General features: G+C 71.8%; 10 protein-coding genes. 6 read left to right on the top strand and 4 right to left on the bottom strand.

The features are described from left to right. Positions 1-31: 31 nt before the first annotated feature. The gene (locus NVV95_RS02435) at positions 32-1,033 is read left to right on the top strand and encodes a DNA-3-methyladenine glycosylase family protein (protein ID WP_259484939.1); all 1,002 of its coding nucleotides are present in this window, start codon (positions 32-34) and stop codon (positions 1,031-1,033) included. 3 nt (positions 1,034-1,036) lie between these two features. On the opposite strand, the gene NVV95_RS02430 is transcribed toward NVV95_RS02435, so the two are convergent. After that, the gene (locus NVV95_RS02430; RefSeq protein WP_259484938.1) at positions 1,037-2,266 is read right to left on the bottom strand and encodes an aggregation-promoting factor C-terminal-like domain-containing protein; all 1,230 of its coding nucleotides are present in this window, start codon (positions 2,264-2,266) and stop codon (positions 1,037-1,039) included. A gap of 186 nt (positions 2,267-2,452) precedes the next feature. Here NVV95_RS02430 and NVV95_RS02425 point away from each other — a divergent pair, with 186 nt between their 5' ends. Together NVV95_RS02425 and NVV95_RS02420 are read left to right on the top strand one after the other, a co-directional pair. Further along, positions 2,453-3,007 carry a YceI family protein gene (locus NVV95_RS02425; protein ID WP_259484937.1) on the top strand — a complete coding sequence of 185 codons (555 nt, stop codon included), beginning with the start codon at positions 2,453-2,455 and terminating at the stop codon, positions 3,005-3,007. Positions 3,008-3,854: 847 nt separating this feature from the next. Further along, positions 3,855-4,799: a DUF4192 family protein gene (locus tag NVV95_RS02420; RefSeq protein WP_259484936.1), complete on the top strand. Its 945-nt coding sequence runs from the start codon at positions 3,855-3,857 to the stop codon at positions 4,797-4,799. A 239-nt stretch (positions 4,800-5,038) separates the two neighbouring features. Here the strand turns inward: NVV95_RS02420 and NVV95_RS02415 are convergent, their stop codons facing one another. The 3 genes from NVV95_RS02415 to NVV95_RS02405 are packed head-to-tail and all read right to left on the bottom strand — an operon-like array spanning position 5,039 to position 8,403. After that, positions 5,039-6,472 (bottom strand): NAD(P)/FAD-dependent oxidoreductase, encoded by a 1,434-nt coding sequence (locus NVV95_RS02415; protein ID WP_259484935.1) that lies wholly within the window; start codon positions 6,470-6,472, stop codon positions 5,039-5,041. A gap of 27 nt (positions 6,473-6,499) precedes the next feature. Continuing rightward, positions 6,500-7,939 carry an aspartate aminotransferase family protein gene (locus NVV95_RS02410; RefSeq protein WP_259484934.1) on the bottom strand — a complete coding sequence of 480 codons (1,440 nt, stop codon included), beginning with the start codon at positions 7,937-7,939 and terminating at the stop codon, positions 6,500-6,502. Further along, the gene (locus NVV95_RS02405; RefSeq protein WP_259484933.1) at positions 7,936-8,403 is read right to left on the bottom strand and encodes an Lrp/AsnC family transcriptional regulator; all 468 of its coding nucleotides are present in this window, start codon (positions 8,401-8,403) and stop codon (positions 7,936-7,938) included. The genes NVV95_RS02410 and NVV95_RS02405 overlap by 4 nt, the downstream gene beginning before the upstream one ends. Positions 8,404-8,640: 237 nt before the next feature. Here NVV95_RS02405 and NVV95_RS02400 point away from each other — a divergent pair, with 237 nt between their 5' ends. Genes NVV95_RS02400 through NVV95_RS02390 form a run of 3 tightly spaced genes read left to right on the top strand, consistent with a single transcriptional unit; the run spans position 8,641 to position 17,278 of the window. Then, positions 8,641-9,486 carry a PP2C family protein-serine/threonine phosphatase gene (locus tag NVV95_RS02400; protein WP_259484932.1) on the top strand — a complete coding sequence of 282 codons (846 nt, stop codon included), beginning with the start codon at positions 8,641-8,643 and terminating at the stop codon, positions 9,484-9,486. An 8-nt stretch (positions 9,487-9,494) separates the two neighbouring features. Next, positions 9,495-10,949, top strand: coding sequence for a serine/threonine-protein kinase (locus NVV95_RS02395; RefSeq protein ID WP_259484931.1), 1,455 nt, complete (start codon positions 9,495-9,497; stop codon positions 10,947-10,949). A 59-nt stretch (positions 10,950-11,008) separates the two neighbouring features. Continuing rightward, positions 11,009-17,278: an Ig-like domain-containing protein gene (locus NVV95_RS02390; protein ID WP_259484930.1), complete on the top strand. Its 6,270-nt coding sequence runs from the start codon at positions 11,009-11,011 to the stop codon at positions 17,276-17,278. Positions 17,279-17,281: the final 3 nt, after the last annotated feature.

Below are 17,281 nucleotides of genomic sequence, written 5' to 3'. Positions count from 1 at the left end.
TGTCCGGGGCATGACGTAGTCTTCTGCCACGATGAGCACTCCGACCGTCTCCCCTCAGGTCCACGGGCCCGAGATCGAGACGGTCTACCGGCCTCGGGGGCCGCTCGATCTGCGGGGCACGCTGTCGCCGCACCGACGCGGGTCAGGGGATCCGTGCATCCGCCTCGACGAGGGCGGCGGGGTGTGGATCGCACTGCGCACCGCCGGTGAGAGCCCCGGCGTCGCGACGCTGCTACTCACGCCGGTGTCGGGCGAGGTGAGGGTGCGGGCCTGGGGAAGCGGAGCATCCGTCGCCGTGTCGATGGTGCCCGAGCTGCTCGGTGAGGGCGACGACTGGGCCGAGCTCGACACCTCGGGTCACCCGCTGCTCGCCGACTCGGCCCGGCGCAACCAGGGGCTGCGGCTGACGCGCTCGGGGCGGGTGCTCGACGCTCTCGCGCCTGCCGTGATCGAGCAGCGGGTCACGTCGGTGGAGGCGTTCCGGGCGTGGCGCATCCTGCTCACCCGCTACGGCGAGGTCGCCCCGGGGCCGCTCGGAACTCACGTCTCGGAGGGTCGTGCCCGGCCGGCCTTCGGGCACGTGCCGCTCCGGCTGCCCCTCACGCCCGAGCAGTGGCGGCGCATCCCGTCGTGGGAGTGGCATCGGGCCGGGGTCGATCCGGGTCGCTCGCGCACCGTGCTGCTGGCCGCTCAGGTCGCGTCGGGTCTCGAGCGCACCCTCGCGCTCGGTCGTGGCGGCGACGAGGTGTGGCGCCGGCTGCGCACGGTGAACGGGGTCGGGGTCTGGACGGCGGCGGAGACGGCGCAGCGCGCCCACGGCGACCCCGACGCGGTGAGCTTCGGCGATTACCACCTCGCCGCGACCATCGGCTGGGCCCTCGTGGGCGAGCCGATCGACGACGATGCGCTCGCCGAGCTCCTCGAACCGTGGCGTGGTCAGCGGCAGCGTGTCGTGCGGCTGGTGCTCGCGAGCGGGTTCAGGCCGCCTCGGCACGGGCCGCGGATGACGATTCAGGATCATCGGGGGTACTGAGCGTCAGTACCAGTGCGGGTCGCGGGCGGTCCAGTCGGAGAGGGCGTTGCAGGGCGTGCCGTAGCGGTCAGAGATGTAGTTCATCCCCCAGATGATCTGCGTCTCGTGGTTGGTGACGTAGTCGGTGCCGACCGAGGCCATCTTCGACGCGGGGAGTGACTGCGGGATGCCGTAGGCCCCGCTCGACGGGTTGTAGGCGTTCGCGCGCCAGCCCGACTCGCCGATCCAGAGCCGCACGAGGCAGCCGAACTGGTCGCCGCCCCAGCCGTAGTTACCGAGGATGCTCTGCGCGTAGGCCTGCGCCACCGCGGGGGAGGCGACCTCACCGGGCACCCAGGCGCTGCCCGGAGCATCCTGATCGGCCTGCGCCTGACGCTGGCGCTCCTCCTCCTGCCGCTTCAGCTCCTCGCCCTCGCGGTACCGCGACTCGACGTCGGCGGTCACGTTCTTCAGTGATGCGAGTTGCGCGACGAGCGAGTTGCTGCGGTTCTGCTCCTCGGCGAGCTGCGCATCGGCGGCGGCCTGGGCGTCCTCGGCCGCCCGCAGGCGCTCGTCGGCGGCCTGCTCGAGCTGGTCGCGCTGGGTCTTCGCGACCTGAGCCTGATCTTCAAGGGCTTTCGCCGTGTTCTTCGCCGCCTCGGCGGCCTCGCGGATCTGGCCCGTGCGCTCGGTCAGCTTCGTCATCGTGCCGAGCTGGTAGAGCAGGGAGTCGGAGGTGTTCTGGTTCAGCACGAGGTTCATCGTGGTGTCGCCGCCGGAGCGGTACAGCTGGGCCGCCAGGAGGCCGGCCTGGGTGATGGCGGTGTCGGCCTTCGCGTTCGCGTCGTCGGCCTGGGTCTGCAGGGTGGTGGCGTACGAGGTCGCGGCTTCGGCGGCGGCCTTGGCCTGGAGGTACTCCTGGCCGGCCTGCAGTGCCGCGTCGGCGCGCTGGGCGGAGATCGCGGAGAGCTCGTCGAGGGCCGCCGTGACCCGCGTGATCTCGTTTGCGGTGGACTGCTCGTTCTGCTTCGCCGCGTTGACCTCGTCCCAGGTGGGGTAGTCGATGCGGGGGGTGGACCCGAGCTGGACAGCTTGCGCCTGGGCCTGGGCCTGGGCCTGCGCCTGTGCCTGTGCCTGCCCCTGTGCTGGCGCCGGGCTCGCCGTCGCCGTGCCGCCGGTCGCGATTCCCGCGCCCGCGACGAGCGCGGTCACGACGGCGACGGTGCCCCAGCTGCGGGCGGACGGCTTCCACATGGCCTCCAGAGTATGTGACGGACGAAAAAGACGGGATGTCTCCGCGGGCGCGTCCGCTCGGTTCCCCGCCGATTCGGAGGTCGATGTCACCAGACCGGAATAAACATGTGCTTGCATGCATTTGTATAGACCGTGGGGACGGGTGATCGCTCCCCGCCATTGCTCACACTCACGAAAGAGGAACACATGACCGACACCATCGAGATCCCCGGGTACAAAGCCGGCACCTGGACCGTCGACCCCTCGCACTCCGAGGTCGCCTTCTCCGTCCGCCACATGCTGATCAGCAAGGTCAAGGGCAAGTTCGAGAAGTTCGACGCCACCTTCGTCACCACCGAGAACCCGCTCGAGACCAAGGTCACCGCAACCGCCGACGTCGCCTCGGTCAACACCAACGACAAGAACCGCGACGGCCACCTCGCCACCAACGACTTCTTCGACGCCCCCACCCACCCCGAGCTGACGTTCGTCTCGACCGGCGTGCGCGTCGTCGACGGCGACTACAAGATCGACGGCGACCTCACCATCAAGGGCGTCACCAAGCCGGTCACCTTCGACTTCGAGTTCGGCGGCTTCGGCACCGACGCCTACGGCAACTACAAGGCCGGCTTCGAGGCCAAGACCGAGATCGACCGCAACGACTTCGGTGTCAACTGGAACGCCGCGCTCGAGACCGGCGGCGTCCTCGTCGGCGACAAGGTCACCATCACCCTCGACGTGCAGGCCGTTCTCTCCGCCTGATCCACTCCGTCTCGCCGGCCCGGCTGCGCCTCGTGCGCGCCGGGCCGTCGTGCGTCCGGGCGGGCGTTCCCGGTCCCTGCCTTCTCCACAGCTGGCGGATGCGCCAGCGCCCTCCACAGATCACCCCCGCCAGCGTCTCGCCCCTGTCCGCCCCGCGCACACTGTGGCCATGACAACGCCGACCGCCCCCACCACGCTCCCCGCGATCCCGCCTCCCGTCGAGTCGCCGCCCTGTGCGGTGTCCGTCGACCAGGTGCCGGGCGAGCCGCCGCACCAGACCTCCCGCTCCCGGCCGACGCGCCCTCGTGCGGCCGACCGATCCGATCCGCGGCGGCCCTCCCCGCCCGAGCGATCGTCAGAGGGTGATGCGCCGCTCGAAACCGATGTTGCGGTCGCTGTCGTCACCGACATCGTCCGCACACTCGGCTTCGTCCCTCGCGGAAGTCTCGCCCTCCGCATCCGCCGCCGTCGCCGACCCTTTGCGGTCCTTCGAGTCGACCTCCCGCCCACGGCCGGTCCCGACTCGACTGCCGGTTCCGATTCGATGACCAGTGTGGTCGCGGGCGGCGGTTCCGACGTGTGGGCCGACCCCGAGGCCGTATCGAGGCTGGCGAACACTCTGACCGGCCTTCTGTCGCGCCTGACCGGGGTAGCGCGCCTGGACCTGGTGACATTCGCCCCACCGACCTCGACCTGCCGCTCCGCCCGGCCGACCGCATCGCCCGCCTCCGGATCAGCGGCCGCGCCCACCCCGCCCGCCGAGTCGCCCGCCTCCGGATCACCGGCCGCGTTCGCCCCGCCGACCCCACCCGCACCGCCGGCCGCACCGCCCACGGCCGGATCGTCGGTGGCGCTCGACGCGCCGTGTACGCCCGACACGGCTATCTCGGGACCGCCGGCGAGACACGGTGCCCAACGGCGCCCGGCTCCCACCGACGCGAGGGGAGAATTGTTGGTCGCCCTGGCCGTCGGGCTCGACGCGGCCGGCTTCACCATCGGCGAGCTGATCGACGTCTCGGGCGACATCGTCCGCCGGTTCGAGCCAGGCGCGGTGACGACTTCGCCGTCCGGCGACGCGCACCGCCCACCCCGCCCGGGCGCAGCGATCCCGATGCCGCCCTCGCTGCTCGATCCAGCCGCGCCCACCTCCGACGATGCGGCCTCGAAGCGTCGGCAGCCGCTCCCCGGCACACCGGTCGATCCGCATCGAGGCGCCTTCGTCCCGCTCGACCGCGTCCCCGAGGAACTGGCCGTCGCCGCCCTGGCTGCCCTGGGTCTGCCCGCCGAGGACGGAGACCGCACCGAGTTCGACCCCATGCGAGCCCTCCAGCTGTGGTGCAACGCGCTCGACCCCTCCAAAGGACTGCCCAGCGAGATCGGAGCCATCCGCCTTGCCTGGCCGCTCCGGCGCCGCATGCTGCGCGACCTGGTCCTCATGCAGTGCGCCTGGGGCCTCGACGGCTCGGTTACGGCACTGGCCGAGTCCCTCGATGGCAGTGATGCCCGCGCCGGGTCGGTCTTCTCGACCTTCCTCGGATCCGCCCCCGAAGCTCCCCGCGAGCCGACGCTCCGCCGATCGGTAGAGGTCCTTCGCCGTGTCGCCGAGTGCGTGCCGCCGTCGCTCGCCGCCTCACCGCTCGTCATGCTGGCGTGGCTCGAGTGGTGTCGAGGCCGGGGAACCGTCGCCGCGGCCTACCTCGACGAGTGCCTCGCCGCCGACCCCACCTGCTCCCTGGCACACCTGTTCCGCCAGATCCTCAATCAGGGCCTGGTCCCGCAATGGCTCGACTGACCGCCCCGGCCCGCCGCGCTCCGACGCCGCGTGCTGTCGCGATGAGTGCCGTCGCCGTGAGTGCCGTGTCCGGAGCTGCCCTTGGCCGGACCCGGGGTGCGGTCTCTGGTCGTGCTGTGACGCGACCTGCGCCAGCACTCACTGCTCGCGCTTCATATGGTGTCCTCACGCGCGCCGCCGGTGTCCACAAATGCGCCGCGATTGCGGGTGCCGTCGCGGCGCGGCGGGCCGGCCCGGGGTCAGTGGCCCGTGAGCGGGCCGAGCACGCGCGCCGCGAGGGAGGGGCGGCCGGTGAGGGCTTCCTCCGCGTCGGCGGCAGTCGTGCCGAGGAGGCCGAGGTTAGCGCCGATGAAGCGCAGCGGCTCCGGCTCCCAGCGGGGCGAGAGGTGGTTGACCCAGGGCAGGCCGGTGAGCTCGCTGTCGTGACCACCGATGAGGTCGGCGAGGGTACGACCGGCGAGGTTCGTGGTGCTGAGGCCATCGCCCACGTACCCGCCGGCGAACGCCACACCGGTTCGCGGGTTGTAGCTCGCCGAGGCGTGCCAGTCGCGGGGGACACCGAGCGGCCCGCCCCAGCGATGGGTGACCTCGGCGCCGGCGGCGGCCGGGAAGAGGTCGACGAGTGCCCGCTCCAGGTGGGCGAACACAGCAGCCGACCGGTCGTGGCCGGGAGTGATGCTGCTGCCCCAGTGATACCGAGCGCCCCGCCCGCCGAAGGCGAAGCGGTCGTCCGCGGTGCGCTGGCCGTACACGAGCAGGTGCCGGTAGTCCGAGAAGGTCGTGCCGTGCTCGATGCCGAGCTCGTCCCACAGCTCGGCCGGCAGCGGCTCGGTCGCGATCATCAGCGAATACAGCGGCAGGATGCGCCGCTTCACACCGGGCAGCTGAGCACCGTACCCCTCGGTGGCGATCACGACGGTGTCGCAGTGCACCAGCACCTGGCCCGACGGCCCCTCGCAGAGCACGCGCCGGGGCGCCCATTCGACCACCTCGGTCTGCTCGGCGATCACCACCCCCATCCGCTCCACGACGTCGGCGAGGCCCCGCACGAGCTTCGCGGGCTGCAGCCGGGCGCACGACGGGTCGAACGAGGCGGCCGCCGCGCGCGTAGCGCGGAGGGCGCGCCCGAGAGCCGCGCGACGATCGGACGAGGGCTCCGACGCCTCGCCCGCGGTGACGAGCTCGGGTTCGTCGGGGCCGAAGGCCTTCGCCGCTTCGACCTCGGCCCGGGCCGACGCGAGCTGCACGTCTCCGCGGGCGAACGTGACGGTTCCTCCCTTGACGTAGTCGCAGTCGATGCCCTCCGCTGCGACGACACGGCCGACCTCGTCGACCGTGTCGATCATCGTCCGGCGCATGGCGATCGCCGCCTCGTCGCCGTAGGCGCGACGCAGTCCGGAGGTCGACGTCGGGAAGAGCGCCGAGCACCAACCGCCGTTGCGCCCCGACGCGCCGAAACCGGCGATGTGCTTCTCGACCACGGTGATCGCGAGCTCCGGGTTCGCCCGCTTCAGGTAGTAGGCGGTCCACAGCCCGGTGAGTCCACCGCCGATGATGCACACATCGGTGCGCTGATCGCCGGTGAGACCCGGGCGAGGCATGAGTGCATCCCGGCCCGACCCGGCGAGCGAGTCGAACCAGAACGAGAGATCGCGGTAGTCGGTCGCTGCCATGGGCGGGGGCGCAGGCGAGGCCGAGGCCTAGAGCCTGGTCCAGGCTTCCGAGAGCACCCCGCGCAAGATCTGCTCGATCTCGTCGAACTCGCTCTGCCCGATGGTGAGAGGCGGCGCCAGCTGAATGACGGGGTCGCCCCGGTCGTCGGCCCGGCAGTACAGCCCCGCGTCGAACAGTGCCTTCGACAGGAAGCCGCGCAGCAGCCGCTCCGACTCGTCGTCGTCGAACGTCTCCTTCGTCGCCTTGTCCTTCACCAGTTCGATGCCGAAGAAGTAGCCGTCGCCGCGCACGTCGCCGACGATCGGCAGGTCGGTGAGCTTCTGCAGCGTCTGGCGGAACAGCGGCGAGTTGTCGCGGACGTGCTCGTTCAGCTTCTCCTCCTCGAAGATGTCGAGGTTCTCGAGCGCGACGGCCGCCGAGACCGGATGTCCGGCGAAGGTGTACCCGTGGTAGAACGCCGTCTGGCCGTGCTTGAACGGCTCGTACACCCGCTCGTTCACGATGGTCGCGCCGATGGGGGAGTAGCCGCTCGTCATCGCCTTGGCGCAGGTGATCATGTCGGGCTGGTAGCCGTAGGTGTCGCAGGCGAAGTAGTTGCCGATGCGGCCGAACGCGCAGATCACCTCGTCGCTTACGAGCAGCACGTCGTACTTGTCGCAGATCTCCCGGACCCGCTGGAAGTAGCCGGGGGGCGGGGGGAAGCACCCGCCGGAGTTCTGAACCGGCTCGAGGAAGATCGCGGCGACCGTCTCGGGCCCCTCGAACTGGATCATCTCCTCGATGCGGTTCGCGGCCCAGAGCCCGAAGGCTTCCTCGGTGCCCTCGAAGCCCATCTCGTGCGCCCGGTAGTAGTTCGTGTTCGGCACACGGAAGCCCCCCGGGGTGACCGGCTCGAACATCTCCTTCATCGCGGGGATGCCGGTGATGGCGAGAGCACCCTGCGGGGTGCCGTGGTAAGCGATCGAGCGCGAGATGACCTTGTGCTTGGTGGGCCGGCCCTGCAGCTTCCAGTAATGCTTGGCCAGCTTGAACGCCGTTTCGACCGCCTCGCCGCCACCGGTCGAGAAGAACACCCGGTTCAGGTCGCCGGGCGCCAGGTCGGCCAGTCGGTCGGCCAGCTCGATGGCCGACGGATGCGCGTACGACCAGATCGGGAAGAAGGCGAGCTCCTCGGCCTGCTTCGCCGCGACCTCGGCGAGCCGGCGCCGCCCGTGCCCCGCGTTCACCACGAACAGTCCGGAGAGGCCGTCGATGTACTTCTTGCCGGTGGAGTCCCAGATGTGGTGGCCCTCACCCTTGGTGATGATCGGCACGCCACCGCCCGACTCCATCACGGACTGACGGGCGAAGTGCATCCACAAATGATCTTTCGCCATCTGCTGGAGCTCGGCGTCGGAGCGCGCGGCCCGCCCGCCGAGAGGTGTTCCTGAGCCGGTGGCGGTGATGGGCTGTTCGGTGGTGGTCATCGTGTACCCCAGTTGTAGAGCTGCTTGTGCAGCTTCAAATAGACGAATGTTTCTGTGGACTGCACGCCGTCGAGCTTCCGGATCTCGGAGTTCAGCAGAGCGATGAGGTCGTCGTCGTCCTCGCAGACGACTTCGGCCAGGATGTCGAACGTTCCCGCCGTGAGCACCACGTAGTCGACCGCCGGCATGGCGGCGAGAGCGTCGGCGACCTCGCGGGTATCGCCCGAGACCTTGAGGCCGATCATGGCCTGACGGTAGAAGCCGAGCTGCAGCGGGTCGGTCACGGCCACGATCTGCATCACCCCCGACTCGGTGAGCTTCTGCACCCGTTGCCGCACCGCGGCCTCGGAGAGGCCGACGGCCTTGCCGATCTCGGCGTAGGAACGGCGCCCGTCGTCTTGCAACTGCTCGATGATCGCCTTGGACGTGTCATCGAGAGCGGAGTGCTTGGGCTTCGTGCTCATGCTTCGATCCTGTCAGGTATCGGGCACTCAGGCAAGCGATTCCGTAGCTGCAGAGCGTATCGAGCGCGGATTTCGTCGTCATGGCCCAGCCGGGCCGAGCCCGCTGATTCGGCGGCCGGGAGCGGGTCGGCTATCGTCGGATTCGGCGGCGGGAACGCCATCCGAATCCCGCCCCCAGGCCGAATAGATACCGGAATCACACCGTAGGGTTCCGGAACGTCGTCAGGAGTTGTCACCGTGACCCAGATCGGTCGAACGAGTGCGCGGGTCAGCGTCACGCGCAAGGGTGCCGTGCCCCGGCAGGTCACCCTGTCCTGGGCCGCCATCAGCGACAAGGGCAACAAGCGGGCCGGCAACGAGGACAGCTCGATCTCCGACATCCCGATCTTCGCCGTGGCCGACGGTATGGGCGGCCATTCGGCCGGCGACGTCGCCAGCGCCGCGGTCGTCGACCGGCTCGGGGAGATCGGCGACGCCGTCACCACCGCCGACCGCATCGAGGAGGCGCTCGCCGAAGCGCTCACCGACATCGACCGGGTCGGGGACGAGTCCGTCCTCGGCACGGGCACCACGGTCACGGGCGTGGCGCTCGCCGAAGTCGACGACGACCTCGCCTGGATGGTCTTCAACATCGGGGACTCGCGGGTGTACCTGCTGCAGGACGGTCAGCTCCACCAGCTGACCGTCGACCACTCCGTCGTGCAGGAGCTCCTCGACGCCGGGCTGATCACACCGGAGCAGGCCGAGCGCCACCCCGACAGCAACGTCATCACGCGTGCGGTCGGGTTCCACGAGAAGCCCGTCCCCGACTACTCCACCATCTCGGTGATCGCCGGCCAGCGCGTGCTGATCTGCTCCGACGGACTCACCAAGGAACTGACCGACGTCGGCATCCGGCACTACCTGTCCATCTCGCCGACGGCCGAGCGGGCGGCGAACGAACTCGTCGCCGCGTCGCTCGCGAACGGAGGGCGCGACAACGTCACGGTGGTCGTGGTCGACGTGGAGTCCGACGAGAACGACGGCGCGCCTGCGGGCGACGTCCCTGAGCGCCCGGGCGACCGGGGCGCCGCGCAGCCCTAGGCCGCACCGTGCCGCGCCGCCTCCCCTCCCCGCCCCCCACGCTGCCCGGGTTCACGCCCGTGCGCGTGCTCGGCTCGGGTGGCTTCGCCGACGTGTTCCTTTTCGAGCAGAACATGCCGCGCCGTCAGGTGGCGGTCAAGGTCATGCTGCCCGAAGTGGTCGACGAGCAGGTGCGTCGCATGTTCCAGGTCGAGGCCGACCTGATGGCCGGGCTGAGTGCGCATCCGTCGATCCTCACGATCTATGAGGCAGGGGTGTCCAGCGACGGTCGGCCGTACCTCGTCATGGAGCTCTGCTCGTCGTCTCTCGGACGGCGCTACCGACAGGAGCCGCTGCCCGTCGCCCAGGTGCTGCGCATCGGGGTGAAGATCGCCGGGGCGCTGCACACCGCGCACCAGCAGGGCGTCCTGCACCGCGACGTGAAGCCGTCGAACATCCTCGTCACGGCTTACGGTGCGCCGGTGCTCTCCGACTTCGGTATCGCGCAGTCGACGCGGGGGCGATCGGCGGCCGTCGACGCCGTCGGGTTGTCGGTGCCGTGGTCGGCCCCCGAGGTCGTCACCGAGGAGACGCGGGGAACGATCGCGTCGGAGGTCTGGGGCCTCTCGGCGACCCTCTACTCACTCCTCGCCGGCCGGTCGCCGTTCGAGGTGCCCGGGGTGACGTCGCCGAGCTCCTCCGAACTCTCGGCCCGGATCGTCAAGGCCAAGCCCTCGCCGATCGGTCGCTCCGACGTGCCCGCCTCGCTCGAGCGCGCCCTTCTTCGCGGGCTGTCGAAGAGACCGGGCGATCGGCCCGGCTCGGCCCTCGAGCTGCTGCAGGAGCTGCAGACCGTCGAGACCGAGTTCGGTCTCGCGCAGACCGGTGTCGAGATCACGCGCGCCGAGTGGGCGGTCGAGCCGGAGCGCGCCCGATCGGTGGCGCCACCGGCAGCTCCCGCCGACGCGCCCCGGCGACGTCGCAACGGCAGCCGCGCGTCATCAGGTGCACCCGACACGGGTCCAGCCGGCCCAGGCGCAGCCGTAGGCACGAGTACAGCAGGCAGATCGCGCGCACCAGGCGCTGGCGGCAGCCTCGCGTCACCGAGACCACGAACAAGCACCTCACCCCGCACCGGCCGACGGCGCACCCTGATCATCGCCCTCGTCGCCACGCTCGCCGTCGTCGGAGGAGCCGTCGCCGCCGCGACCACTCTGCTGCCCGGCACCACCGAGCTGCCCTCGGTCGGCGAGATCAGCGCCGAGGTGGCCGACGGCCGCATCCTGTTCAGCTGGAGCGACGCGGGTCTCGCCGACGGAGACAGCTTCCAGGTCGAGACCTCCACGGGAGAGAACTCGGTGCAGCGCAGCACCGAGTTCGCCGTCTTCCCCACGGGCTCGACGCCGGTCTGCATCACCGTCTCCGTGGTGCACGCGGGCCGCACCGGCGACGCGAGCGCCGAGAAGTGCGCGAGCCTCCCGTGACAGCGGCACGGCACGACCCAGTGGCCCGACGACGTCGCTCCCTCGGAGCGAGCATCGGGGTGGGAGCGCTGATCACGGCGGTCATCGCGGTGACCGCCGTGGTCTCGACGGGCTACAGCGCCCAGAAGGTCGACCTCGACGACGCAGCCGTCTGGGTCACGAGCGATCTCCACCAGGCCGCCGGCCGGGCGAATCCGCAGGTGGGTGAGCTCAACACGGCGATCCGCATGGAGTCGGGCTCGCTCTCCCTCGCACAGGCCGGGCAGCAGGTGATCGTCCTCGACGAAGGCGGTGGCGAGGGGCGCCTCGTCGACACCGCGACGGCCGAGGTGTCCGACACGTTCCCGCTGCCGTCGGGCGAGGTGCAGGTGGCGCTCGCTGACGACACCGCCGTCATCACGGCGCGGGCGTCGGGCGACGTCTGGAGCGTGCCCATCGCGGCCCTCGCAACCTTCGACCCGTCTAGCCCACCCGACCTCACACTGGGCGTCGGCGGGGCGACGGCCGTCACCACCGCGGGCCTGGTGGTCGCGGTCTCCCCGGCGAGCGGCTCCGTCTATACCGCCGATGCCGTGGCGCTGGCACGCGGCGAGAGGGCGGATGCTCGACCCCTCGACGTCGCAGCCGACGCCGAGCTGGCGATCAGCGCGGTCGGTGACCGCTGGGTGGTCCTCGACCGCTCGACGGGCCGCCTTCTCACCGGCGATGGCAGCGTGTCGGTCGATCTCACTGCTGGGCAGGGTGCGGGCGACGCCGGCGGGTCGCCGCAGCCGGGGGATCTGCCGACTGACCCGACCGACCTCGACTCGACCGCCCGCGACCCGGGCGACAGCGCCACCGGCGGCGGCCCGAGCGACGGAGCTTCAGGTGACGGTGACCTCAGCGACCAGGGCACCACTCCAACGGATGACGACCCCTCCACCCGCCCGGCCGTCTGGCTCCAGACCCCGTCCGGCTCCTCCGACCACGTCATCGTGGCGACCCCGTCCGCCCTTCTCTCTGTCGAACTGTCGACCGGCGCCGGCGACGTGCTCTCCGACGGCCATTCCGGAACCTCGACCGAACCCGTGCAGATCGACGGCTGCTGGTTCGCGGCTTGGACCGACGGCCGCACCTGGACGGGCTGCGACGGCCCGGGCGGCGATTCCGGACGGGACGGTTCCGAACGCGGGTCAATCGCCGGGTCGCGCCTCACCGACGGCATGTCCGTCACCACGGCGGCCGACACCACCGCCCCCGGGGGTCGCCCCTCGGCCGCCTCGGGAGGGGCGGACGGAGTGCTGCCGGGGGCAGCATCCGGAGACCGTCTCGTCTTCCGCACGAACGGCACCGGTGGCGTGCTCCTGAGCGACGCGGTCAGCGGACGCTCCTGGGACGTCACCCGCGGCAACGCCCCCATCGACGACTGGGACGCTCTGCTCCCCGACGCGCCCACGCGGCCGACCAGTGCCGAGACCACGGCCGCCGACGACGAGGCACCCGACCCCGAGCAGCAGCCCCCGGTCGCGGGCGACGACGAGCTGGGCGCCCGTCTCGGACGCTCCGTGGTGCTGCCGGTGCTGCAGAACGACTTCGATCCGAACGACGACGTGATCGTCATCGACGCGGTCACGGTTCCGGAGGGTGCAGCCTTCACGGTCGACCTCGTCTCGGACGGCCAGCAGTTGCAGCTCAGCACGCCCGCCGGGGCGAGCGGCGTGCTCGAGTTCGGCTACACCATCTCCGACGGCCACGGCGGCACCGACGACGCCCTGGTGCGGGTGACCATCCGTTCCGACGACGAGAACGCGCCGCCGGTGCAGAGCACGACGACCACCCTCGACGTGGGCCTGGGTGGCCGGGCCGAACTCGATCTGCGTGGCGACTGGTACGACCCCGACGGCGACGCCTTCTACCTGCAGTCGGCGTCGATCGACGCTCCCGACACCGTCAGCTGGACCCCGGAGGGCGTCGTCACCGTCATCGACGCCGGCGCCACGTCCGGCACGAAGCAGGTGACAGTCACGATGGGCGACGGTGTCGCATCCACGACCGGATCGTTCACGGTCGAGGTGCATCCGCCCGACCAGGTGCCGCTCGAGGCGGGCGGCTTCGTCGTGCTGGCCCGCGTCGGTCAGGCCGTCGAGGTCGCTCCGCTCGCTCATGTCACCGGGGGAGGCCCCGGTCTTCGGCTCGCGGGGGTGCCGGCTCGGGAGGGGTTCGGGATCGTCCCCGACTTCGCCGGCGGAACGGTACGGATCACCCCCGAATCGCCGGGCAGCACCCTGCTCGACTACGCGGTCGGTGACGGCAGCCGCAGTGCGACCGGCGTCATCCGGGTCGTCGCGACCCTGCCGCCCGACGCCAACGCGCGACCGGTGACCGTGCCCCACGCGGCCTTCGTGCGACAGGGCTCCGAGGTGTCGGTCGACGTGCTCGCCGGCGACTTCGATCCGGCGGGCGGCGTGCTGATCGTGACGGGCGCAAGCGCAGGCGCGGGTACAGGCACAACGGAAGGCGCGGGCGCAGGTGCAGGTGCAGGTGCAGGTGCAGGCGCAGAAGGCCTCGTCGCCCCGGCGCTCCGGGTCGAGGTGATCGATCAGCGGATGCTCCGCATCACCCTCACGGGCCCCCTCACCGGCGGGCGCTCCACCGCCCACTACACCGTGAGCAATGGCTTCACGGGCGCGCAGGGCTCGGTCACGGTTCTCGAGATCCCCGAGCCCGCCGTGCGGCAGCCTCCCATCGCGGTGCCCGACCGGGCATCGGTGCGGGTCGGTGACGTCGTCGACATCCCCGTGCTCGCCAACGACCGGCATCCCGACGGCGACCGGCTGAGCCTCGATCCCGAGCTAGTCACCGCTCCTGCCGACGGCGCCGGCCTGCTCTTCGCCTCGGGTGACCGGCTGCGCTTCCTCGCCCCGTCGACTCCGGGGGACGTCACCGCGGTGTACCGCGTCGACGCCCCCGACGGGCAGTGGGCGACGGCAGCGGTCACCATCAGCGTGCGCGAGGTCGACGCCACGGTGAACGCCGCACCGGTGCCCGCCCTCGTCACCGCCCGGGTGTTCGCGGGCGAGACGGTGCGCATCGACGTCCCCCTCGAGGGCATCGACCCCGACGGAGACTCGGTGCAGTTCCTCGGCATCGACTCCGTCCCCGCGAAGGGCCAGGTGGTGTCGACCGGGCCGGACTGGATCGAGTTCGCCGCCGGCGACTACTCCTCGGGTACCGACACCTTCGGCTACTCGGTCGTCGACCGCCTCGGTGCGAAGGCGTCGGGCACCGTGCGCGTGGGGATCGGACCGCGGCCCGACGGCGCGCGAAACCCGGTCGCGAGCCCCGACGAGGCGCAAGTGCGTCCGGGCCGTACGGTGCTGCTGCGGGTGCTCGACAACGACGTGTCGCCCGGCGGCGGAACGCTGAGCATCGTGGCGGTCGAGCCGCTGACGGGTGTCGGGACGACGACGGCCGGCGGAGCGGCGTCGGGCTCCGCTGGCGACGGGGTGGCGATCGAGGGGCCGCTGCTGAGCATCCGGGCCCCTGAAGCCGCCGGGCGGTACAGCGTGATCTACACGATCGCCGACGACCGCGGCGGGACGGCGTCGGGCTTCGCCACCATCGACGTCGACCCCGACGCGCCGCTCGCCCGCCCGGTCGTCGAGGACACGGTGCTGACGCTCGGCGACATCCTCGACCGGTCAGAGGTCGACGTCGACGTGCTGCGGAACGTGTTCTTCGCCGAGGGCTCGCCGAGCGCTCTCGATCTCTCGGTGGAGCAGGGGTACGGCGCGACCGCCCGGGTCGTCGACGGGAGGCTCCGCGTGCGGGTCGGCGAGGCCGCGCAGGTGATCCCGTTCACGGTGGCGCATCCCGACGATCCCGCGGTGCGCTCCTCGGGTTTCGTCAAGATCCCGGGCAGCGACGACGCGTTGCCGCAGCTGCGGCAGGGGCTGCCGGTGCTCCAGGTCGTCTCGGGTGCGCTGCTCGAGGTCGACCTGAACGACGTGGTCGTCGCGGTCGGGGGTCGGCCGGTGCGCATCACCGACCCGAACACCGTGCGGGCGACGCATGCCGACGGCACCGACCTCGTCGTCGGAGACAGCACGCTCGCGTTCCGCAGCGCCGACCGCTACTTCGGGCCCGCGTCGCTGTCGTTCGAGGTGGCGGACGGGGAGGGGCCGTCGGCCCGGCGCGCCACGCTGGTGCTGCCCATCACCGTGACACCCCGCGAGGACCAGCCGCCGGTCTTCAACGGAGCCACGGTGGAGTTCGAACCCGGCCAGCAGAAGGCGATCGACCTGTCCCGGCTCACCACTTCGGCGAGCCCCGGGCCGCTCGCCTTCTCCCTCGAGGGGGCGCCGCCGAGCGGCTTCCAGGCGGTGCTGCTGGGGGCCACGCTCACCGTGACCGCCCAGCCCGGGGCCGCGCTCGGGGCCGCCGGGGAGCTGACAGTCGACGTTCGCGGCGAAGGCGGAGCCGCCACCACCGGTCGCATCGCCGTGTCGGTGGTGCCGTCGACCCGTCCTCTCGCCGCGCCCGCTGCCGATGCGGTCGTGGCGCCCCGAGGCCGCACCACGACGGTCGACGTGATCGCGAACGACGCCGCGACGAACCCGTTCCCGGCGACGCCTCTGCGCGTGGTCGCCGTGCGCGGCATCGACCGCACCAGTCTCCCCGCCGGCGTGGGCATCACGACCGGCGACTCCGAGGGCGTGCTCGAGGTCGCCGTCGCCCCCGATGCCCCGGCCGCCGACATCGCCGTGCAGTACCAGGTGCTCGACGCCACTGGTGATCCGTCGCGCGCCGCGTGGGGCACCGTGCGCATCTCGGTCGCCGACCGCCCCTCGCCCGTGACCGGCCTCTCGGTGACCGGGTTCGGCGACCGCAGCGTCACACTCTCCTTCTCCCCGGGCCCCGCCAACAACGCGCCCATCTCCGGTTTCGAGATCGAGGCCCGCACGGCCGGCGGCGACGTGACGACGAGCCGGTGCGCGAGCACGAGCTGTGACGTGGCCACCCCGGGCAACGGCTCCGCTGCCGCCGTCACGCTGAGTGTCGCCGCCGTCAACGCCATCGGGGTGTCGGATGCTCGGAGCTACTCGGTCCCGGTGTGGTCCGACCTCGTGCCGTCCGCTCCCGGCACCCCCGAGCTCGCGCCGCTCGACGGCGGGCTCGCCGTGCGCTGGGCGCCGGCCACGGTTCCCGCCGGCGGGTCGGCCGTGAGGCAGTACGACGTCACGGCGACCGGTGTGGCCGCGGCGACGGTCGACGCCGCGAGCTGCGCGAGCGACGGATGCTCGGCCACCCTCACCGGCCTGCAGAACGGCTCCTCGGTCGACGTGGTCGTCACGGCGCGGAACGGCGCCTACCCACCCCTCGCGGTGTGGCCGTCGTCGGTGGCGTCGGGTACGCCCTTCGGGGCGCCGGCCGCATCCGCCGTCACGGCCGTCGCCACGCCGGAGGCGGGACCGGGAACCGTCGTCGTCGGCTGGCCGGAGTTCGAGGGCAACGGCAGCGCGGTCGCGGGCTACTACGTCCAGGCCCTCCGCCCCGGCACCGGGCAGCCGGGCGGAGCGCAGGCGTGCACGGTCTCGACCCCGGCACCCGGGCGGCCCACGGCACCCGTGGCGGGAGGCGACGTCATCGCGCAGCAGGCGGTCGGAGCCGGCGTGGGATCCGCGACGTTCACCGGCCTGACCGACGTCGACGCCGCGTACGGCTTCGTGGTGTGGGGCTACAACGCGGCCGGTTGCGTCGCCTCTGCGGTCGCGGCGGCGGTCGCCTACCCGAGCCCCGGCCAGGTGCAGGCCGCCGAGGTGTCGGTGGCCATGGTGCAGACGGGCACCGACTACGACGCGCAGGTGCTCGCCGCGCCCACGTCCGGCACGGTGTCGGGTGAGCTGCGGTACCGCGTGCGCCAGGTCGACGCGGACGGGTCGCCGGCGGGAGAGACGCAGTCGTTCACGCTGGGCGGCTTCCCGCGGTCTCTCACGGGCGGCGCGTTCGGCACCGCCTACCGGTTCCAGCTCCAGGCGTGCAACCGCTGGGCGGCCGCCGAGGTGTGCGGGTCGTTCTCCGACACGGTCACCGCGCCCGAGCCGTCGCTGACCTTCGCCTTCGGGCGCGGCCCGAGCTACGACGGCACCCGCTGGACCTGGTCGGGCGAGCCGGCGAACGGCGCGCTGACGCCCGACTACGCCTGCGGCTCGGCGGCGATCACCCCGGCGGGCGAGCCCGGCGGCCAGGTGGTGCTGCCCGGTTCCTGCACACCCGGCACCCCCGCGCCGTCCGGTGACGCCGGGCTCGCGGTGCAGATCGGCGATCACCACTATGTGTACCGTGGCTAAGGG

The sequence above is a fragment of the Herbiconiux gentiana genome, assembly GCF_024978135.1.
Taxonomy (GTDB): domain Bacteria; phylum Actinomycetota; class Actinomycetes; order Actinomycetales; family Microbacteriaceae; genus Herbiconiux; species Herbiconiux gentiana.
This window is presented reverse-complemented; position numbering and strand designations above follow the sequence as displayed.